Raw genomic sequence first — 19,298 nt, forward strand, 5'->3', positions numbered from 1 at the left:
GCCGGGGGCGCAGGGAGTGATGCATGTGCCGTGCCAAACCGGCGCCGCTGGCGCCGAGGCCCGCCTTAGCCGTTCAGACGCAGCAGCGTGTTCGCCGACTGCGCGTTCTCGTCGCCGTTCTTGATGACCTTGACCTGCATTTCGAACTGGCGCTGCAACTGGATCATTTGCACCAGCGCGCCGGCGGCATCGACGTTGCTGCCCTCGAGCACGCCGGTCCGCAGCGAATTGCCGGTGGCGGGCGCAAAGGCCTTGGCCGGATCGTCGCTGACGTTGCGCATCAGGCCGTCGGGCCGGCGGGTGAGCTGGTCCGCCGGCGCCTGCACCACCTTCAAGGTGGCGACGGTGCTCATCGCGGTGGGCGCTTCGCCCAGCGGCACGATCGACACCGTGCCGTCGTTACCGATCTCCAGCGACTGGTGCGGCGGGATCGACACCGGATTGCCCTGGTCGTCGAGCACCGCATGGCCGCTGGCGGTGACCAGCTGGCCGTTCGGGGTCAGCGCCAATTCGCCGCCGCGCGTGTACGCCTCCTTGCCGTCGGCGGACTGCACCGCCAGCCAGCGGTCGGCATCCAGCGACAGATCCAGCGGATTGCCGGTCTGGTGCTGCGCGCCGACGTCGCGGTTGAAGCCCTGGTCGATGTGCAGCGCATCGATCCGCGACGGATAACCGGCGCCGGGAATCCGATACGCCTCGGTATTGGCCAGCGCCGCCTTGAACCCGGAGGTCTCGACGTTGGCCAGGTTGTGCGACACGGTGGCCTGCGCCTGCAGCGACGCGCGGGCGCCGGTCATGGCGACGTAGAGGGCTTTGTCCATGGGTGTGGGCCGTGATTCGGGAGAAGGGATTCGGGATTCGAAAAAGCGGGGATACCGCAGACTATCGGGGAAGTGGCGGCTTGGGCTGGCGCCCGGTTGACGGGCGCCAGCGGCGGCGAATCACCAATCCCGAATCACCAATCCCAGCCTTAACGCATATTGATGATCGTCTGCGTGACCTGATCCTGGGTCGAGATCACCTGCGAGTTCGCCTGGAAGTTGCGCTGGGCCACGATCATGTTGACCAGCTGCTCGGTCAGGTCGACGGTGGACGATTCCAGTGCGCCGGACTGCACGCTGCCGAAGTCCGAAGTCGCCGGCGAACCGGTGCGGGCGATGCCCGAGGCCGAGCTTTCCGCCCAGGCGTTGTCGCCGAGCGAGCTCAGGCCCTGCGGGTTGACGAAGTTGGTCACCGCGATCTGGCCCAGCGCCTTGTCGGCGTTGTTGGAGTAGCGCGCGTAGACGATGCCCTTTTCGTCGATGCTGATCGAGTTGAGCTTGCCGCTGGCGTAGCCGTCCTGGGTCGCGCCGCGCAGGGCGAAGGTTTCGCCGTACTGGGTGGACCCGAATACATTCAGGTTCAGCGACAGGGTGCCGGCGCCGGTGGAGGGGGTGAAGGTGCCCAGCGCGATCTTGCCGTCGGCCGGGCTGACCAGCGCGCCGCTGTCGGAGAACTGCAGCGTGCTGGCACCGCCCGCAGCGACGCCGTCGACGTAGTTGTAGACGGTCCACTGGTTCGGCGTGGAGGTCTTGACGAAGTACGAGGTCTGCACGTGGGCCACGCCCAGCGAGTCGTAGACCGTGGTGCCGCCGCTGGAGTTGTTGTAGCTGTTGGCGTCGTTCGGATCGAACGTGGTCACCGTCGGCGGCTGGGTGTTGCCGGGGAGGGTGAAGGTCAGGTTGACCGTGCTGGTCTGCTTGGGCGGGCTGTCGGTGGTCAGCAGCTGCAGGTCGGTCAGGGTGCCGGCGGCGAAGCCGTTGCCGTTGCTCGCCGGCGGGAACACCTGCAGCCGCGCGCCCTGCGGATTGACCACATAGCCGTTGGCGTCGGTCTGGAAGTTGCCGGCGCGCGAATACACGCGGGCGCCGTTGTTGGACAGGGTGAAGAAGCCGGAGCCGGAGATGGCCAGGTCCAGGCTGCGCCCGGTCGGATCGATGGTGCCCTGCGAGAACTGCTGGGCGACGTTGCTGACGCGCACGCCCGAGCCCACCGCGTTGCGTGCCAGGCCGTAGCCGTTGAGCGTGAACTGGTCGGCGAACTCGGCGCGCGAGCCCTTGAAGCCGGTCGTGTTGGCGTTGGCGATGTTGTTGGCGGTGACGTTGAGGTCGGTATTGGCCGCCCTGAGGCCGGACAGCGATGTGTTGAAACCCATGGTGGACTCCTGTGGATGGTCGGCGCGGGATTAGCTGACGCGGAGGACGTTGGTCAGCGGCGTGGTGCCGAGCCCGGTCAGGTCGAGATAGATGCCGTCCGATCCGATGATGGCGCTCTCGACCGGCGCCTGGACGTAGGTGGACAGGGACAACTGGTTGCCCTGGGCATCGGTCTGCCCAGCGGTGATGCTGTAGCTGCCGGCCGGCATGCGCTTGCCGCTGGCGTCGGTGCCGTCCCAGGCGAAATCGAGCTGGCCGGCCTTGTCGGCGGTCAGGCTGATCTTCTTGATCGGCTGGCCATTGGCATCGCTGACGGTGACGTCGACCACGCCGGCGGCCTTGGCCGCGACCAGGCCGCCGGTGCTGCCCTCGGCGGCCAGCGGCAGCGTCGCCGATGGCACCAGCACCTTGTGCCCGATCAAGTTGGCGCCGCGCAGCACCTGGTCGGTGCTCATCGACGAGGACAGCGCGGTGACGGTCTTGTTGAGGTCGCCGATGCCCTGCACGGTGGACAGCTGCGCCATCTGCGCGACCATCTGGCTGTTGTCCATCGGCTTGAGCGGATCCTGGTGCTGCAGCTGCTCGGTCATCAGCTTGAGGAAGTCGGCCTGCTGCAGCGCCTTGCCGCTGGTGGTGCTGGTGTTGCTCGAGGCGCTCAGGCCCAGACTGGAATAGGTGGTGTCGGTGGAGCTGGTGACGCTGGTCATGGAAGCGGTCCTGGGACGTGACGCGGCGGAGGGAGGGCGGATCAGCGGCCCATGGTCAGAGTGGCCAGCGCCAGTTCCTTGGCGGTGTTGAGGACCTCCACGCCGGCCTGGTAATTGCGCGAGGCGGAGATCAGGTTGACCATCTGCGAGACCGGATCCACATCGGGCGAATAGATGTAGCCCTCGGAATCGGCAAGCGGATGGCCGGGTTCGTAGCGCTTGATCGGCGGCGCGTTGGTCGTCGCGATTTCCTTGACGTTGACCGAGGTCAGGCTGCTGTCGTGCGGGTTGCGCACTGCCTGGAAGATCGGCTCGATCGGCTTGTAGGCCGCCTCCGCCGAACCGGCCACCGAATCGGCATTGGACAGGTTGCTGGCGATGGTGCTCATGCGCACCGACTGTGCCTGCAGCGCAGAGCCGGCGACGTCGAAGATCGGCAGATTGCTCATGCTTATTGGCCCGTGATCGCGGTGAGCATGGTGCGCACCTTTGACTCGATGAAGCTCAGCGACGCGCGGTACTCCAGCGCGGCGCGACCGTAGGCGGCGCGTTCGGCGTCCGGATCGACGGTGTTGCCGTCCATGCTCGGCTGGCTGGCGGCCCGGGTGACCTGGAACGGGTTCAGCCCATCGCCACCGACGGCGATGTGGCGGCTGTCGTCCACCGCGAGCTGGGTGCCCTCGCGCTGTCCCTGCGCGGCGCGCATCGCAGCATCGAAGTCCAGGTCCTGGGCCTTGTACCCGGGCGTGTCGACGTTGCTGAGGTTGCTGGCGATCAGCTTCATCCGCTGCTCGCGCAGCGGCAGGGCGTCGCCGTGGACGCCGAAATAGCCTGTGATCGGATTGGACATGGCACGATCCCGCGGTTCGTTGCCGAAACCACAGGCAAGGCGCGTGCCAAAGCCGGGCGCAAGGCCCGTGAGATCAGAGGGTTGCCTAGGGAGGCGGGGAGCGCCCGCGCTCCATTAGTCAGGCAGGCCGCGCAGCCAGGCGCGGCGCCCGGGTCAGGCGGCCGCTTGCGCTGCCGCCACCACCCGCAGCCGGGCCAGGACGTACTCGGCCAGCTCGTTGGGGCTGTACTTGGCGACGAAGGCGTTGGCGCCCACGCGCTCGACCATCGCATTGTTGAACACGCCCGACAGCGAGGTGTGCAACAGCACGTACAGGCCGGACAGGCCGGCATGGCGGCGGATTTCCGTCGTCAGCGTATAGCCGTCCATCGCCGGCATCTCGATGTCGGAGATCACCATGGCGTAGCGCTCGGCCGGATTCTCCCCGGCGGCGTGGATCTGCAAGAGATGGTCCAGCGCCTGGCGGCCGTCCGAGAGCAGGGTCGCGGCGACCCCGAGCTGGTCCAGCACGCTGCGGATCTGCTGCCGCGCCACCCGCGAGTCGTCGACCACCAGCACCTGCAGCTGCGGGCCGGTCAGCGCCAGCGACGGGTCCAGGTTGGCCTCGACCCGGGTCTGGGCGATGTCGGCCAGCACGCTTTCCACGTCGATCACCTGGATCAGCTCGCCCTGGAAGCGGGTCACCGCGGTCAGGTAGCTGGATTCGGCGCCCAGTTCCGGCGGCGGATGGATGTCTTCCACCGCGATGTTGACGATGCGTTCCACGCCGCTGACCAGGAAGCCCTGCACCGAGCGGTTGAACTCGGTCACCACCAGATAGCCTGGCGCGGTGTCCGCGTTCGGCTCGCGCTCCGGGTGGCCGATGGCCAGGCCCAGGTCGAGCACCGGCACCGAGCGCCCGCGCACGTCGGCGACGCCGGAGAATTGCAGCGGCAGCCCGGGCACCTGGAACAGCTCCGGCCGGCGCAGCACTTCCTGCACCTTGAAGACGTTCACGCCAAAAAGCTGACGACCGCCCAGCCGGAACAGCAGCAGGGCAAGCCGGTTGTGGCCCGCCAAGCGGGTGCGCTGGTCGATTCGGTTGAGAAGGTCATGACTCATGGCGTTCATATCGGCGCCCTCGCGGCGGAACTTGAGGGCGCCTCCCGCATTGGACGTTCGGTTTGCGGCACGGCCTTTGCATGGTGCTGGCGACCTTTCCCAGAGAGACGGCGATGCGCCCGATCCTATTGCTGGTCCTGCTGGCGGCGACGCCGGCCTGGGCCGCGGACTTCCAGTCGGTGGATTCGATCCGCGCCGCGGCGCTGTCCCTGGCCGGGCCCGACGCCGATGCCGAGGCGACCCTGGACCCGTCGGTCAGGGTGCCGCTGTGCCCGGTGCCGTTGCAGGCCCAGCCGACCGGGACCACCACCGTGGAGGTGAGCTGTCCGCGCGACACCGGCTGGCGGCTGTTCGTGCCGGTCAAGGTGCGGCGCATGCAGCATGTCCTGGTGCTGGCGCGCGGCCTGTCCGCTGGAGAAAGCATCGGCGCGGCCGATATCGTCCCCGAGAAGCGCGACGCGGCGCGCATCGTCGGCGCCGCGATGACCGAGCCGGAGGCGGCGATCGGCAAGGTGGTGCGGCGAACCCTGCCGGCCGGCACCTTGTTGTCCGCCACCGACCTGGTCGCGCAGCGGCTGGTCCGGCGCGGCGACAATGTGGCGCTGGTGGCACGCAGCGGTGGCCTGGAAGTGCGCATGTCCGGCCGTGCATTGGGCGATGCAGGCGAAAACGAGCGGGTGACCGTCGAAAACCTGTCGTCCAAGCGCATCGTTCAGGGAACTGTGTCACAAAATGGCGACGTTTTAGTGACGCGCTAAGAATCCGGCTAAAGTTCTCCGACGCTGTGCCGTTACCTACACCGAACCCGTAACAGGATTTCCGCCATGACACAGAAAATTGAAGGGAATTTGCCGAGCCCGGCCACCCTTCGCACCTCGTCCGTCTCGACCAAGGCCGCCTCCGGCGCGTCCGAGGAAGGCAAGGACCGTGCGGTCGGTGCGGCCGCAGCCACCGACAGCCTGCGCCTGACCGGCGAGGCCTCCGGCCTGCAGACCCTGCAACGCCAGCTCTCGGCCGCGCCGGCGGTGGACAGCAGCCGCGTCGAGGCCGTGCGCTCGTCGCTGCAGAACGGCAGCTACAAGATCAACCCCGACGCGATCGCCAGCCGCATGATCGACATGGATCGGCAACTCAGCGCATGAACACGCCGGTGACCAACCCCCTGCAGCAGCTCAGCGACGCGCTCGCCGGCGAGCGCCAGGCGTTGTTGGATCACAACGTGGAAGGCCTCATGCAGGCGACCAGCGCCAAGCTGGCGGCACTGCGCGCTCTGGAGGCCGACGTGCCTGCCGGCGCCGAAGCCGAACTGCGGCTGCGCGAACTGGCCGACGCCAACCGCGCCAACGGCGCGCTGCTGTCGCGGCGCCGGCGCGAGGTCAACTGGGCGCTGCGCCACCTCGGCCGCAGTGAGAGCGCCTCGTCCTACGACGCCAACGGCCAGTCCAGCACGCCGCTCGCCCAGCGTCCCCTGGCGATCGCGTAAGCCGCCACGCGTCCCGCTGCGGGGCGCGCATCCGCCGGCGGCAACGGCGTATATTGGGCATCCATCGATCGCCCACGGCCTGTCGTGAATTTCGCCGAAATCAATCCCAACGCAGCACTTGTCCTGCCCGCGCGTGAGAGCCTGCTCGCCCTCAGCGAACTCTTGTACGAAGGCGTGGTGCTGTTCCGCGCCGACGGCCAGTTGCTGCTGACCAACAGCGCCGCACGCCGCCATCTTTCCGGCGCCGACACCGGCGGCCTGGCCGCGCACCTGGCGCAATGGCTGCCGGGCGACGCGCTGTCGCAGGCGCGCAGCAGCGGCCGCTGGAGCGGCAGCCTGCCGACCGAACAGCACGTGGTGCTGGCGCATCTTTACTTTCATGCCGACGCGGACGGCGGCCATTACCTGATGCTGATCCAGGGCATCGAAGGCCAGCAGGACTACGAACAGGAACTGCAGCAGCGCCACGCCGAACTGCGCCAGGCCTATCTGCGCCTCAACGGCGCCCAGGAAAAACTGCTGCAGTCGGAGAAGATGGCCTCGATCGGCCAGCTCGCCGCCGGCGTCGCCCACGAGATCAACAACCCGATCGGCTACGTCCATTCCAACCTGGGCAGCCTGCAGGAATACCTGCGCAGCCTGTTCACCCTGATCGAGGCCTACGAGCGCGCCCTGCGCGCGCCCGATCCGAAGGCGCTGATCCCGGAAATCGACGATATCCGCAACCGCTTCGACATCGACTTCATCAGCCGCGACCTGCCGCAACTGATGGCCGAGTCGCGCGAAGGCATCGAGCGGGTCACCCGCATCGTCCGCGACCTGAAGGACTTCTCCTATTCCGGCCGCGAGGAGTCGTGGAAGCTGGTGGACCTGCACTCGGGTCTGGAATCGACGATCAACATCATCTGGAACGAGCTCAAGTACAAGGTCACCCTGGAGCGCCACTACGGCAACCTGCCGCTGGTGGAGTGCCTGCCGTCCGAGCTCAACCAGGTGTACATGAACCTGCTGCTCAACGCCGGCCAGGCGATCGGCGAGCGCGGCACCATCGTGGTCAGCACCGGCCAGGACGGCGAAGAGGTGTGGATCGAGTTCAAGGACTCAGGCGCCGGCATCGCGGCGGACCTGCTGCAGCGCATCTTCGACCCGTTCTTCACCACCAAGCCGGTCGGCAGCGGCACCGGCCTGGGCCTGTCGATCTCCTACGGCATCATCAACAAGCACCACGGCCGCATCGACGTGAGCAGCGTCGTCGGCGAGGGCTCGACGTTCCGGATCGTGATTCCTGTTAGGCAGCCGAAATAACGGCAGGGATTGGGGATTCGGGATTGGGGATTGGCAAAAGCGGTTTTGCGTTTACTGTTCCCGTCCGTGCGAGTCAATGAAATGCCGACACCGCGCTTTTACGAATCCCTAATCCCCAATGCCGAATCCCGGCTTTTCAGGGCCCCGCATCCCGCCGCTGTTCGTCGTGGGTGCGGAAGGCCTGGCGGATGTGTTCGCGCAGTTCGTCGTCGTTCCAGGGCTTGGTCAGGAAGCGGTAGATCGCGCCGCGGTTGATCGCGTCCGTGACGGTGGCCAGGTCGGTGTAGCCGGACAGGACCAGGCGGATGGTGTCGGGGTAGAGCATCTTCACCCGGCCCAGGAACTCGGTGCCGCTCATGTCGGACATGCGCTGGTCGGACAGGATCACCTGCACGTCGTTGGTGGCGAGCAGGTCGAAGGCGTCGCGGACGTTGCCGGCGGCGAGGATGCGGTAGCCGTCGCGGCGGAACAGGCGCACCAGCGAACGCAGCACGTTCTCTTCGTCGTCGAGCAGCAGCAGGGTGCGGTCCGGGCGGGTCTCGGTGAACGATTCCGGGCGCAGGTAGCGCCGGCGCAGGGCCATGCCGGCGGCTTCGGCGGACATCGGTTCGCCGAACAGGTAGCCCTGGAAGATGTCGCAGTCGTTGCGGCGCAGGAAGCCGAGCTGCGCCTGCGACTCGACGCCGTTGGCGATCACCACCATGCCCAGCTGGTGGCCCATGGCGATGATCGCGCGGGCGATCGCCGCCTCGCGGTTGCCGGCCGGCGCGCTCTTGATGAAGCTGCGGTCGATCTTCAGCTTGTCCACCGGGTAGCGCACCAGCGCGCTGAGGCTGGAATCGCCGGTGCCGAAGTTGTCCAGGCTCAGGCTGATGCCTTCGCGGCACAGATTGGCCAGGGTCTCGTGGACGAAGTTGACGTTGTTGGTCAGCGCGCTCTCATTGATCTCCAGCACCACCATCTGCGGCGGTACCCCGGCCGCCTGCAGCGCCGACATCACCTCGTTGAAGAAGGTCGGGCGCAGCAGCTGCAGCGTGGAGACGTTGACCGCGATGGTGAAGTCGTCGAAGCCCTGGTCGCGCCACAGCCGTGCCTGGCGCAGCGCACCTTCCATCACCCAGGTGCCGATCTGCACGATCACGCCCAGGCGCTCGGCGGTGCGCATGAAGCGCTCCGGCACCAGGATGCCCAGGGTCGGCGACTGCCAGCGCAGCAGCGATTCCATGCCCACCACACGACCGTCGCGGGCGCTGACCATCGGCTGGTAGCGCAGGCGCAGTTCGCCGTTGGGGATGGCGTCGACGATCTGCCGCGAGATGATGCTCTCGCTGTGCGCGCTGGGCGGGCCGTCGGCGGCATACAGGCGCACCAGGTTGCCGCCTTCGCGCGCGGCCTGGTAGACCGCGTCCTCGGCGAAGTCGAGCAGGGTCGACAGGCGCGTGGAATGTTCCGGGCACAGGCTCACGCCGATCTTGCCGGTCATGAACAGGGTGTACGGCAGCACCGACAGCGGCAGTTCGATCTGCTGCCGGATCTCCTCGGCGAAGGCTTCCGGCGGCGGTACGTCGGCGGTGCGCGGTACCGCCATCACCAGTTCGTCGCTGCCGTGGCGCCACAGCAGGCCGCGCCCGCGCAGGTGCGCCTGCAGCCGGTGCGCCAGCAGCGCCAGCGCCTGGTCGCCGACCTCCGGGCTCATGTTCTCGTTGATCGAGGCGAAGTGGTCGATGTCGATGTGCAGCAACATCACCCCCGGCCCGCCGGCGAGCGCCTCGGCGATCATGCCGGTCAGGGCGGGATGGCCCGCACCCAGGCGCGACGGCAGTTCGTCGTCCACGGGTACGGCGCTGGCGGGATTCCACATCGGCTCAGGTTCCAGGCGGGGGCGACGGCGGTGCCGCGGTGGTGTAGGGCAGGCACAGCGTCACCCGGGTGCCGGCGCCGGGGGCGGTGTCGATCTGCAGGGTACCGCCGGCGCTCTGCGCGCGCTCGCGCATCACGATCAGGCCCAGGCCGCGCGGCCCGGCTGGATCGAAGCCGTCGCCGTCGTCGACCACTTCCAGGCGCAGGCGCTGGCGTTCCTCGTCGCCGAGGGTCATCCGCACCTCGCCGGCGCTGGCATGGCGCAGCACGTTGGTCAGGCTCTCCTGGGCGATGCGGAAACAGGCCTGTTCGACCTCGCCGCTGGGGCGCTCGGGCAGGGCGGCGATGTCCAGCTGCAGGCGCACCGGCGAGGCGCGGAACAGCATGCCGGCCTGCCAGCGCAGCGCCGCCTCCAGGCCCAGCGCGTCCAGTTGCGGCGGACGCAGCAGGGTGGAGAGGTTGCGCAGCTTGGTGATGCTGCTGTCGGCCAGTTGCACGATCTCGCTCAGGTCCTCGCGGCGGCGCTCGGCGTCGGTCTCGTCCAGCGCCGCGTGCGCGGACAGCTTCATCGCGGTGATCGCCTGGCCGATGTCGTCGTGCAGGTCGCGCGAGATCGCCCGGCGCTCGTCTTCCTGCAGCGAGAACAGGCGCCGCGCCATCGCCTGCAGTTCGCGGTTGCTCTGCGCCAGCGCGTCGCGCATGCGCTCCGGTTCGCTGAGGTCGCGCACGATCATCAGCTTGCAGTCGCGGCCGCTGTAGCGGACGTTGCCGAACGACAGCCCGGCGTGGAACAGCGAGCCGTCGCGGCGGCACATGCGCGCGGTGGCGCCGCGTTCGCCCTTGGCGCCCGCCGCGCCCATCCGCTGCCGCACCAGCGCCAGGTCGGCGCTGTCGACCAGGCCCTGCAGCGGCTCGCCGAGCAGGTTCTCGCCCTCGAAGCCGAACTGCCCGGCGCAGGCGGCGTTGGCGTACAGCACGTGCTCCTGGTGCAGGATCGCCACGCCATCCGGCAGCACCCGCACCAGTTCGCGGAACTGCTCCTCGCGCTCGTGCAGCAGGCGCCGCGAGCGCTCGTGCTCGGTCACGTCCTGCAGGGTGCCGTGCACGCAGGCGCCGCCTTCGTCGTCGCTGGACGATTCGGCGCGCAGGTGCAGCATGCGCGCCTGGCCGTCGGCGGCCAGCACCGGCAGCAGCATGTCCAGTTGCAGCGGCGCGCTGCCGCACAGGTCCTCGATCACCCGCTGGATGCGCGCCTGCGAGGCCACGTCGGGCGGGACCAGCAGTTCTTCCAGGCGGTGCTGGCGCGGCTGGTCCGGCACGCGCCGGCCGAGCATGCGGTAGACCTGCTCGGAATAGCTGCCCAGGCCGCTGGCCCGGTCCAGTTGCCAGGAGCCCAGCCGCGCGATCGACTGCGCCTCCTGCAGATGCTGCAGGGCCTGGTCGCGGCGGCGCTGCGCGTCGTACTCGGCGCTGCGGTCGCTGATGACCACCAGCCGCGCCTGTCGGCCGTGGTAGTCCAGGCTGGTGCTGCGCGCCTCGGCCATGCACTGGGTGCCGTCGCGCAGGCGCAGCGGCTCGGCCACCACGCAGGTCTTGGACGGGGTCTGGCGGATCGTCTCGATCACCTCGGCTAGGCGGGCGCTGGCGCTGGGCGGCCACAGCCGGGCCAGCTCCAGGCCGACGAACTCGTCGTGCGACCAGCCGAAGAAGGCGACCGCGGCGGGGTTCACGTCGAGGATGCGCAGGCTTTCCAGGTCGTAGACCAGCATCGGGCTGGGATTGGCGTGGAACATCTGCCGGTAGCCGGCCTCCGACAGCGCCAGCCGCGTGTGCGCCTGCACCGCGGCGCGCACCAGCGGGCGCAGCAGGTAGTACAGGGCGACCGCGGTCAGGGCCAGGAACAGGGCGTCGTTGGCCAGCTGCAGGACGATCAACGTGCCGGGATCGTCTACGAAATGCGCCAAAACCAGATCGCTGCCGATCGACAGCGCCAGCCCCAGCAGGACGTACAGCAGCACCACCCGCCAGATGCCGCGGTCCAGGCGCTGCGCCAGGCGCATGCCGGAGGTCGCCTGGGGGAGCAGGGAACTGTCGCGTTGTGGTTGCATGCCCCGGCAGCCTGCTGCGGTGGTCCGTGTCCGGCGGACATCTTAGCCGTTGAAGGCCGCCGCGGCCCATCGCCGGGCGCTGCCGGCGCTCAATTAATGCCTCCGGGTGCCGTTATCACCTTCGACCGCTGGCCTTCAGGGCGGCGAAACGGAGTATCTCGGCGTGGATCAAGGCGTCATCGCAAGCTTGCTGCAGCACCCGCTCACCTCGGCGCTCGTCCTGTTGGACGCCGATGGCAGGCCGCTGGCGGCGAACCGGGCAGCGCAGGCACTGGAGTTGCCGCGCACCGTGGAGGCGTATGCCGAGCTGTTGCGTGCGGCCCGCGAGCGCCTGCTCGGCGGCGAGACCATGCTCGCCTGCGCCTTGCCCGGCACCGCCGGGCGGCGCCTGGACGGCTGGCTGCGTGCAGTCCGCGACGACAGCGGCGGCCTGCTGGCCTATACCCTCAGCGTGCCCGAACCGGTCGGCAGCGACGGCGCCACCCGCTGGGAGATCGCCCTGGACAGCGCCGAGCACGGCCTGTGGGACTGGGACATCCCCAGCGACACCATCTTCCGCTCCGAGCGCTGGAAGCGGATGCTCGGCTACGCGGGCGATGCCCCGGCCGATGGCCTGAACGCGCTGCTGCCGCTGGTCCACGGCGACGATCAGGAGCGCCTGCGCCAGGCGATCCGCGCGCATTTCGAGGGCCGCACCGAAACCTATATGTGCGAGTTCCGCCTGCGCCGGCAGGACGGGCAATGGCACTGGATCCTGGACCGCGGCCGCATCGTGGCGCGCACCGCCGACGGCAGCCCGCTGCGCATGATCGGCACGCACACCGACATCCACGAGCAGAAGCTGCTCGAGCAGCGCCTGCGCGACCAGCAGACCCTGCTGCGCGAGGCGCAGCGCATGACCCGCATGGGCAGCTGGTCCTGGGACCCGCTGCGCGACCGGGTGTGGTGCTCGCGCGAGTTCCTGCGCGTCACCGGCCTGGACGAACAGCAGGCGCCGAGCAGCCGCGGCTGGCTGCGCCTGCTCAGCCGCGATTCGATGGCGCAGCTGATTTCGGTATGGCGGCGCATGGCGCGCGAGGCCAAGCCGGCCAACTTCGAGGTCGAGCTGGTGCGCGGCGGTGAGTCGCCGTTGCACCTGCGGGTGTGGGCGCAGCCGCAGGTGGAGGCCGACGGCCGCATCCAGCGCGTGCTCGGCCAAGTGCAGAACATCACCGAACAGCGCCAGACCGACGCGCTGATCCGCTGGCGCACCGAGCTGCTCAACCGGGTCTCGGCGCTGGGCAAGATCGGCGGCTGCGAGATCGAGGTCGGCACCCGGCGCATGCAGTGGACCGAGGAGTGCTACCGCATCCATGGCCTGCGCAAGGAGGCCATCGATCTGGACCACGCGCTGGCGCTGTACACCCAGGACTCGCGCGATGCCTTCGAGTCGGCGCTGGTGCGCATCGCCGAGGGCGGCCTGCCCGAGCAACTGGACCTGTGCTTCCACCGGCCCTCCGGGCAGCGCATCTGGGTGCAGGTGCTGGTCGAGCTGGACGAACGCGACGGCCTGCCGCCGCGCTTCGTGGTGCTGTTCCGCGACATCACCCGCGAACGCGAGGCCAGCGAGCGCATCGAGCTGCTGGCCCACTACGACCTGCTGACCGGCCTGCCGAACCGGCAACTGCTGCGCGAGCAGGCCGAGAAGGCGATGCACGAGGCGGTGGAGCGCGGCACCACGCTGGCGATGCTGTTCGTCGACCTGGACGGCTTCAAGAGCATCAACGATTCCTTCGGCCACGCCACCGGCGACGCGCTGCTGAAGCTGGCGGCCACCCGCATGCATCAGCAACTGCGCACCAGCGACCTGTTCGGCCGTTTCAGCGGCGACGAGTTCGTGGTGGTGCTGCGCGACCTGGCCGAGCCGGGCGACGCCGGGCACGTGGCGCGCAAGCTGATCGCGGCGCTGGCCGAGCCGCTGCACAGCGGCGAGAACGTGATCAAGATCGGCGCCAGCATCGGCATTGCGCTGATGGAGGAGGGGCGCCAGGACTTCGACGGCCTGCTGCGCGCGGCCGATGCGGCGATGTACGCGGCCAAGGAATCTGGGCGCAACACCTGCCACTACTACAGCCAGGACGTGCTGCTGCGCGCGCAGCGGCGCCTGGAGATCGAGCATGCGCTGCACGGCGCGCTGGACCGCGAGGAGTTCTCGCTGGTGTATCAGCCGCTGGTGCATGCGGCGGGCGAGCGCGCGCCGGCGGTTGAAGCGCTGCTGCGCTGGCACCGCCCCGGCCACGGCCACTGCAACCCGGCCGAGTTCATTCCCATCGCCGAGGAATGCGGCGAGATCGTGCGCCTGGGCGACTGGGTGATCGGCGAGGCCTGCCGCCAGGCCGCGGCCTGGGATGCGGCGGGGCTGAGCTTCGACCGGGTCTCGGTGAACGTCTCGGCGATGCAGTTGCGCGACCGCGGCTTCGCCGAGCGGGTGATCGAGCTGTGCCAGCGCAACGGCTGGTCGCCGAAGCGGCTGGAACTGGAACTGACCGAATCGGCGCTGATCCGCGACAGCGAGTCGCTGCGCCGTTGCTTCGAACTGTTCGAACAGGAAGGCGTGCTGCTGGCGGTCGACGATTTCGGAACCGGCTTCTCCAACCTGCATTACCTCAACCGCTTCCCGGTGCAGCGCCTGAAGATCGACCGCAGTTTCGTGCAGGACATGCTGCACGACAGCGGCACCGCCAAGGTCACCCAGGCGATCGTGCAGCTCGGCCACGCGCTCGGCATGCAGGTGGTAGCCGAGGGCGTGGAGACGGTGCAGGAAGAGGCGCTGCTGCGCGAGCAGGGCTGCGACGAGATCCAGGGCTACCTGCACGCGCGGCCGCTGCCGCCGCGCGAGCTGGCCGCCTGGTTGCGCGCGCGCCAGCAGGTGGCGCCGGCCACGCATCCACGGCTGGTGCTGGCTGCGCAGTGAATGCGCGGCGCTGCGTGCGCCGTGCCGACTTGCGGCGGCGCAGCAGCTGGCTATACTGCGCGCGCCCATCGTTTCCCGGCCAGAGGCCACCTTCCTTGGACAGTCATCCTAGACCGACGCTGCAGCGACAGAGCTGACAGGACCGCCACGGTCTGGGTCGTCCCAGATGGGTCCCGTCCGCTCAGGACGGGATCGTTCGCCAGCCCCTTGCGGCGCTGGCCTTGATTCCGAGAGTGCGCAAGCCCGATCCGCGAGGACTCCGAGCGTAGCCCCTGGCGTTGCCCGTCGTCGGAGCCGCCCATGCGCCTGCCATCGCCATCGTTCCCGATCCACCTGACATCGCGGCCCAGCCGCGCACGGTGGCGACGTCCTGCCTGCGCCACATCGCCTGGCGACGCCCGCGCAGCCGGCAGCGGCTGACGCACGCCGTACATCTTCCCCGGTCACACTGGGCGGTCCGCTCCGCGACCCGCGCCAGCGTCCTTTTTCCTGCGGCGCCCGCTGCCGCTCCTGCCGGATCTTCCCATGCTGCCATTCGCTCGCGACCGCACCGCGCCCGGACAGCTCGCCGCACGCCCCGGCGTGCTGCCCAACCTGCACGACCTTGCGGTGTTCGCGCTGCTGCTGGGGCTGGGGGCGCTGCTGCTGCACGGCGCTGCCGACATGCGCGCGCCGTTGCCGCCGGCCGGCACCGATGCGGTGTCGCTGGACCTGTGGCAATTGCCCGAATACGGCCTGCGCACCACCTTGCGCATGTTCGCGGCGATGGCCGCCTCGCTGGTGTTCACCTTCGTGGTGGCGACCCTGGCCGCCAAGAGCCGCCGCGCCGAGCGGGTGATCGTGCCGGCGCTGGACATCCTGCAGTCGGTGCCGGTGCTGGGCTTTCTCACCTTCACCGTCACCTTCTTCCTGGGCCTGTTCCCCGGTCGGCAGATCGGTGCCGAACTGGCTTCGATCTTCGCCATCTTCACCAGCCAGGCCTGGAACATGGCGTTCTCGTTCTATCAGTCGCTGCGCAACGTGCCGCGCGACCTGGACGAGGTGTCGCGCGGTTTCGGGCTCAGCGCCTGGCAGCGCTTCTGGCGGCTGGAGGCGCCGTACGCCACGCCCTCGTTGATCTGGAACATGATGATGTCCATGTCCGGCGGCTGGTTCTTCGTGGTCGCCTCCGAGGCGATCAGCGTCGGCGACCACACCCTGGAACTGCCCGGCATCGGCTCGTACCTGGCGCTGGCGATCGCCCAGCGCAACTTCGCCGCGGTCGGCTGGGCAGTGGTGGCGATGGCGGTGCTGATCGCGCTGTACGACCAGTTGCTGTTCCGCCCGATCGTGGCCTGGTCGGACAAGTTCCGCGCCGAGCTGACCGCCTCGCAGGACAAGCCGCAGTCGTGGCTGTACGACCTGCTGCGGCGCACGCGCCTGGCCAAGCGCCTGGTCGCACCGCTGGCCTGGGTCTGGCAGCGCGCCATGCTGGTGCGCTGGACGCCGCGGCGCCAGCCGCAACTGCAGGCCGCGCCGCAGGCACCCGGCCGCAGCGGGGTGTGGGGCGACCGGCTGTGGAGCGCGGCGCTGGCGCTGGCCGGCGCGGCCGCGGCCTGGTTTGCCTACGACTACGGCCGCCGCCACCTGGGCCTGCACGACCTGGCCGAGGCCTTCGGCGGTGGCCTGGCCACGCTGCTGCGGGTGGTGGTGCTGATCGCCCTGGCCAGCCTGGTGTGGGTGCCGATCGGCGTGTGGATCGGGCTGCGGCCGAAGGTGGCGCAGCGGGTGCAGCCGCTGGCGCAGTTCCTGGCCGCGTTCCCGGCCAACGTGCTGTTCCCGTTCGCGGTGCTGGCCATCGTCAGCACCGGCGCCGATCCCAACATCTGGCTGTCGCCGCTGATGATCCTCGGCACCCAGTGGTACATCCTGTTCAACGTGATCGCCGGCGCCAGCGCGTTCCCCACCGATCTGCGCGAGGCCGCGACCATCTACCACCTGCGTTCGTGGACCTGGTGGCGGCGGGTGATCCTGCCCGGCATCTTCCCCTACTACATCACCGGCGCGCTGACCGCGTCGGGCGGCTCCTGGAACGCCAGCATCGTGGCCGAGCTGGCCAGTTGGGGCCACACCCAGGTGCAGGCCTACGGCCTGGGCGCCTACATCGCCCGCGCCACCGCCGCCGGCGACGGCCCGCGGGTCCTGCTCGGTGTGGCGGTGATGTCGCTGTTCGTGACCCTCTTCAACCGCGCGGTCTGGCGACGCCTGTACGTGTTCGCCGAACGCCGCCTGCGTTTCGACTGATTCCTGGAGACCGACCATGAGCTATTCCGCAAGCGTGCCCGAACGCGCCCCGCTGGTCCGCGTGCAGGGCGTGCGCAAGACCTACGACAAGGGTGGGGCGACGCCGCTGGTGGTGCTGGAGGATGTCGACCTGACCCTGCACTCGGGGCAGATCGTCGGCCTGCTCGGCCGTTCCGGCTCGGGCAAGTCGACCCTGCTGCGCGCCATCGCCGGGTTGCTGCAGCCCAGCGCCGGCAGCATCGCCTTCCGCGACGCCGCGCCCGGCCAGGTCGCCGACGACATCGCCATGGTGTTCCAGAGCTTCGCCCTGTTCCCGTGGCTGACCGTGCTGCAGAACGTGGAAGTGGGCCTGGAAGCGCGCGGCGTAGCCGCCGACGAACGCCGCCGGCGTGCGCTGGCGGCGATCGACCTGATCGGCCTGGACGGTTACGAGGGCGCCTACCCGAAGGAACTGTCCGGCGGCATGCGCCAGCGCGTGGGCCTGGCGCGGGCGCTGGTGGTGCGGCCGAAGCTGCTGCTGATGGACGAGCCGTTCTCGGCGCTGGATGTGCTGACCGCCGAGACCCTGCGCACCGACCTGCTGGACCTGTGGTCGGAAGGGCGCATGCCGATCGAATCGATCCTGATGGTCACCCACAACATCGAAGAGGCGGTGCTGATGTGCGACCGCATCGTCATCTTCGGCGCCAATCCGGGGCGGGTGATCGGCGAGATCGAGGTGACCCTGCCGCAGCCGCGCAACCGCCTGGCACCGGCGTTCCGCGCCCTGGTCGACGACATCTACGCGCGCATGACCGCCAGCCCGCAGCGGCCGCAGACCCGCGAGGGCGTGTTTCCGGGCAGCGGCATCGCCATGGTCCTGCCGCGCGTGTCGAGCAACCTGCTGGCCGGCCTGATCGAGGCGGTGGCGGCCGAGCCCTACCACGGCCGCGCCGACCTGCCGCCGCTGGCGGCCGGCCTGCAGCTGGAAGTGGACGAACTGTTCCCGATCGCCGAGACCCTGCAACTGCTGCGATTCGCCGTCTTCGAACAGGGCGACCTGCAGCTGACCCCAGCCGGGCAGCGCTTCGCCGAACTTGGGACCGACGCGCGCAAGCAACTGTTCGCCCAGCACCTGGCCACCTACGTGCCGCTGGCCGCGCACATCCGCCGCGTGCTCGACGAACGCCCAGCGCATCACGCACCGGCGCGCCGTTTCCGCGACGAACTGGAAGACCACATGTCCGAGGCCTATGCGGCGGAGACGGTGCAGGCGGTCACCAGCTGGGCGCGCTACGCCGAGTACTTCGCCTACGACAAGCAGGCGGACCTGTTCTCGCTGGAGAATCCGAGCTGACCAAGCGAGCTGCACAGCCTCGCGTAGGAGCGGCTTCAGCCGCGACCGGACGGCCAACATTGCAGGAACGGCGTCAGGCATGAGCTTGCTCGCCGCCCAATGCGCTTTGCAGCAACGATGTTGGGATCTGATCGGAGTCGTTTGTGGGAGGGACTTCAGTCCCGACTGCAGGCGCATCGAAGCGCCGGACGGCATCGCGCGTCGCGACTGAAGTCGCTCCCACAGTGACGCTTTCCCACGGCCGGGCGCTCGCGATCGGGAGAAGGGTTCAGGCGCGCGCCTGGATGCGACGTCGATCGGTCAATGTGTCTTAGCTCGCCGCCGAATGCGCCTTTCCAGCAACGATGTCGCGATCCGATCGGAGCCGTTGTGGGAGGGACTTCAGTCCCGACTGCATGCGGCGGCCAGGAACGTGTCGCTAGCTTGTGGCGATTGAGAAGCCGTACGGCTCGGCTTTTCCGCGGCCTGTTGGGCGCTTCTTGCTCGCGTAGGAGCGGCTTCAGCCGCGACGGGGGCATTCCCGATACCGCCTGTCGCGGCTGAAGCCGCTCCCACAGACGTGCAACGTGCATGGCCCACGCGGCCTCCTGCACCAAGCGAAATCGAGAGATGGGCCCGGGTCGCTCTCTAGCGCGGGGCCCCGAACGCGCTGCCACATCAGGCACCGCGCGATGCCAGCGCCGCCGCCGCGTCGACTCAGTCGCCGTCGTAGAGCGGGAAGTGCACCAGCGGCGCCGGCGTCCCGGCGGCAGCGACTGCGCTGCCGTTCAGGCCCATGTCCCAGGCCAGGCCGGCCCAGACCGGGTCGGCGATGCGCGCGTCCTGCGGTGCCGGCGCGCGCGCGCTCAGCAATTGCCGCAATTCGGCCTGGGCCAGCGTCTCCAGCCGTCGCAGGGCGTGGCCGGGCTGGCGCGGTGCGGCCGCCGGCCGGATGCCGGGATCGGCCACCGGCTCGGACGCAGGCACGTGCACGCTGCTGCTTTCATCGCAGGACATGGCCGCAACTCGGGACAGGGACTGGAGATGCATCGACATCGACGGGGCCGGACGGGAAGGGCAGAGACGACAAGCCCCGGCAGGGGCCGGGGACTCGTCGGTTCATGGCGTGGAGCGCGAC

The 19,298-nt window shown here is 69.2% G+C and carries 16 protein-coding genes; 7 read left to right on the top strand and 9 right to left on the bottom strand.

The genetic code is table 11. From position 1 onward, the window contains the following. Positions 1 to 65: 65 nt before the first annotated feature. The 6 genes from RAB71_RS10820 to RAB71_RS10845 all read right to left on the bottom strand — a co-directional run bounded on the left by RAB71_RS10820 (position 66) and on the right by RAB71_RS10845 (position 4,853). Positions 66 to 821: a flagellar basal body rod protein FlgF gene (locus tag RAB71_RS10820; RefSeq protein ID WP_010341757.1), complete on the bottom strand. Its 756-nt coding sequence runs from the start codon at positions 819 to 821 to the stop codon at positions 66 to 68. Between the two features lie 149 nt (positions 822 to 970). Next, positions 971 to 2,194, bottom strand: coding sequence for a flagellar hook protein FlgE (flgE, locus tag RAB71_RS10825; protein ID WP_010341756.1), 1,224 nt, complete (start codon positions 2,192 to 2,194; stop codon positions 971 to 973). A gap of 30 nt (positions 2,195 to 2,224) precedes the next feature. Next, on the bottom strand, positions 2,225 to 2,902 hold the full coding sequence (locus tag RAB71_RS10830; RefSeq protein ID WP_010341755.1) for a flagellar hook capping FlgD N-terminal domain-containing protein: 678 nt from the start codon (positions 2,900 to 2,902) through the stop codon (positions 2,225 to 2,227). Positions 2,903 to 2,943: 41 nt separating this feature from the next. After that, entirely contained in the window at positions 2,944 to 3,351 is a 408-nt protein-coding gene (flgC, locus tag RAB71_RS10835; RefSeq protein ID WP_010341754.1) for a flagellar basal body rod protein FlgC, read from the bottom strand. A gap of 2 nt (positions 3,352 to 3,353) precedes the next feature. Continuing rightward, positions 3,354 to 3,752 carry a flagellar basal body rod protein FlgB gene (gene flgB / locus RAB71_RS10840; RefSeq protein ID WP_019800421.1) on the bottom strand — a complete coding sequence of 133 codons (399 nt, stop codon included), beginning with the start codon at positions 3,750 to 3,752 and terminating at the stop codon, positions 3,354 to 3,356. Positions 3,753 to 3,905: 153 nt separating this feature from the next. Next, positions 3,906 to 4,853: a chemotaxis protein gene (locus RAB71_RS10845; protein WP_010341750.1), complete on the bottom strand. Its 948-nt coding sequence runs from the start codon at positions 4,851 to 4,853 to the stop codon at positions 3,906 to 3,908. A 113-nt stretch (positions 4,854 to 4,966) separates the two neighbouring features. Here RAB71_RS10845 and flgA point away from each other — a divergent pair, with 113 nt between their 5' ends. The 4 genes from flgA (at position 4,967) to RAB71_RS10865 (ending at position 7,641) form a co-directional block, all read left to right on the top strand. Continuing rightward, the gene (gene flgA, locus RAB71_RS10850) at positions 4,967 to 5,611 is read left to right on the top strand and encodes a flagellar basal body P-ring formation chaperone FlgA (RefSeq protein WP_010341748.1); all 645 of its coding nucleotides are present in this window, start codon (positions 4,967 to 4,969) and stop codon (positions 5,609 to 5,611) included. 66 nt (positions 5,612 to 5,677) lie between these two features. Beyond that, entirely contained in the window at positions 5,678 to 5,995 is a 318-nt protein-coding gene (flgM, locus tag RAB71_RS10855; protein ID WP_010341747.1) for a flagellar biosynthesis anti-sigma factor FlgM, read from the top strand. Next, positions 5,992 to 6,336 carry a flagellar protein FlgN gene (locus RAB71_RS10860; protein WP_010341745.1) on the top strand — a complete coding sequence of 115 codons (345 nt, stop codon included), beginning with the start codon at positions 5,992 to 5,994 and terminating at the stop codon, positions 6,334 to 6,336. Before flgM ends, RAB71_RS10860 begins: the two co-directional genes overlap by 4 nt. 84 nt (positions 6,337 to 6,420) lie before the next feature. Next, on the top strand, positions 6,421 to 7,641 hold the full coding sequence (locus RAB71_RS10865; protein WP_010341744.1) for an ATP-binding protein: 1,221 nt from the start codon (positions 6,421 to 6,423) through the stop codon (positions 7,639 to 7,641). Positions 7,642 to 7,777: 136 nt separating this feature from the next. Here RAB71_RS10865 and RAB71_RS10870 read toward each other — a convergent pair whose 3' ends face one another. Next, positions 7,778 to 9,502 (bottom strand): EAL domain-containing protein, encoded by a 1,725-nt coding sequence (locus RAB71_RS10870; protein ID WP_010341742.1) that lies wholly within the window; start codon positions 9,500 to 9,502, stop codon positions 7,778 to 7,780. Positions 9,503 to 9,506: 4 nt separating this feature from the next. Beyond that, positions 9,507 to 11,609 (bottom strand): PAS domain S-box protein, encoded by a 2,103-nt coding sequence (locus RAB71_RS10875; protein ID WP_234006568.1) that lies wholly within the window; start codon positions 11,607 to 11,609, stop codon positions 9,507 to 9,509. A gap of 163 nt (positions 11,610 to 11,772) precedes the next feature. Between RAB71_RS10875 and RAB71_RS10880 the strand changes: the two genes are divergently transcribed. The 3 genes from RAB71_RS10880 to RAB71_RS10890 all read left to right on the top strand — a co-directional run bounded on the left by RAB71_RS10880 (position 11,773) and on the right by RAB71_RS10890 (position 18,181). After that, entirely contained in the window at positions 11,773 to 14,562 is a 2,790-nt protein-coding gene (locus RAB71_RS10880) for a bifunctional diguanylate cyclase/phosphodiesterase (RefSeq protein WP_010341740.1), read from the top strand. A 525-nt stretch (positions 14,563 to 15,087) separates the two neighbouring features. Beyond that, positions 15,088 to 16,845, top strand: a complete 1,758-nt coding sequence (locus tag RAB71_RS10885) for an ABC transporter permease subunit (RefSeq protein ID WP_010341739.1) — start codon at positions 15,088 to 15,090, stop codon at positions 16,843 to 16,845. A gap of 16 nt (positions 16,846 to 16,861) precedes the next feature. After that, positions 16,862 to 18,181, top strand: coding sequence for an AAA-associated domain-containing protein (locus tag RAB71_RS10890; RefSeq protein WP_010341738.1), 1,320 nt, complete (start codon positions 16,862 to 16,864; stop codon positions 18,179 to 18,181). A 696-nt stretch (positions 18,182 to 18,877) separates the two neighbouring features. Here the strand turns inward: RAB71_RS10890 and RAB71_RS10895 are convergent. Next, complete coding sequence (locus RAB71_RS10895) at positions 18,878 to 19,177, bottom strand: hypothetical protein (RefSeq protein ID WP_010341737.1); 300 nt, start codon at positions 19,175 to 19,177, stop codon at positions 18,878 to 18,880. Positions 19,178 to 19,298: the final 121 nt, after the last annotated feature.

This window comes from Xanthomonas sacchari (genome assembly GCF_040529065.1).
In the GTDB taxonomy this organism is placed as follows: domain Bacteria; phylum Pseudomonadota; class Gammaproteobacteria; order Xanthomonadales; family Xanthomonadaceae; genus Xanthomonas_A; species Xanthomonas_A sacchari.

Excerpts from the sequence above, each read along its gene's own strand:
- flgE (WP_010341756.1), bottom strand. The coding sequence starts at position 2,194 with ATGGGTTTCAACACATCGCTGTCCGGCCTCAGGGCGGCCAATACCGAC.
- RAB71_RS10875 (WP_234006568.1), bottom strand. The coding sequence starts at position 11,609 with ATGCAACCACAACGCGACAGTTCCCTGCTCCCCCAGGCGACCTCCGGC.
- RAB71_RS10860 (WP_010341745.1), top strand. The coding sequence starts at position 5,992 with ATGAACACGCCGGTGACCAACCCCCTGCAGCAGCTCAGCGACGCGCTC.
- RAB71_RS10870 (WP_010341742.1), bottom strand. The coding sequence starts at position 9,502 with ATGTGGAATCCCGCCAGCGCCGTACCCGTGGACGACGAACTGCCGTCG.
- RAB71_RS10820 (WP_010341757.1), bottom strand. The coding sequence starts at position 821 with ATGGACAAAGCCCTCTACGTCGCCATGACCGGCGCCCGCGCGTCGCTG.
- flgA (WP_010341748.1), top strand. The coding sequence starts at position 4,967 with ATGCGCCCGATCCTATTGCTGGTCCTGCTGGCGGCGACGCCGGCCTGG.
- RAB71_RS10885 (WP_010341739.1), top strand. The coding sequence starts at position 15,088 with ATGCTGCCATTCGCTCGCGACCGCACCGCGCCCGGACAGCTCGCCGCA.
- RAB71_RS10830 (WP_010341755.1), bottom strand. The coding sequence starts at position 2,902 with ATGACCAGCGTCACCAGCTCCACCGACACCACCTATTCCAGTCTGGGC.
- flgC (WP_010341754.1), bottom strand. The coding sequence starts at position 3,351 with ATGAGCAATCTGCCGATCTTCGACGTCGCCGGCTCTGCGCTGCAGGCA.
- RAB71_RS10895 (WP_010341737.1), bottom strand. The coding sequence starts at position 19,177 with ATGTCCTGCGATGAAAGCAGCAGCGTGCACGTGCCTGCGTCCGAGCCG.
- flgB (WP_019800421.1), bottom strand. The coding sequence starts at position 3,752 with ATGTCCAATCCGATCACAGGCTATTTCGGCGTCCACGGCGACGCCCTG.
- flgM (WP_010341747.1), top strand. The coding sequence starts at position 5,678 with ATGACACAGAAAATTGAAGGGAATTTGCCGAGCCCGGCCACCCTTCGC.
- RAB71_RS10890 (WP_010341738.1), top strand. The coding sequence starts at position 16,862 with ATGAGCTATTCCGCAAGCGTGCCCGAACGCGCCCCGCTGGTCCGCGTG.
- RAB71_RS10845 (WP_010341750.1), bottom strand. The coding sequence starts at position 4,853 with ATGAGTCATGACCTTCTCAACCGAATCGACCAGCGCACCCGCTTGGCG.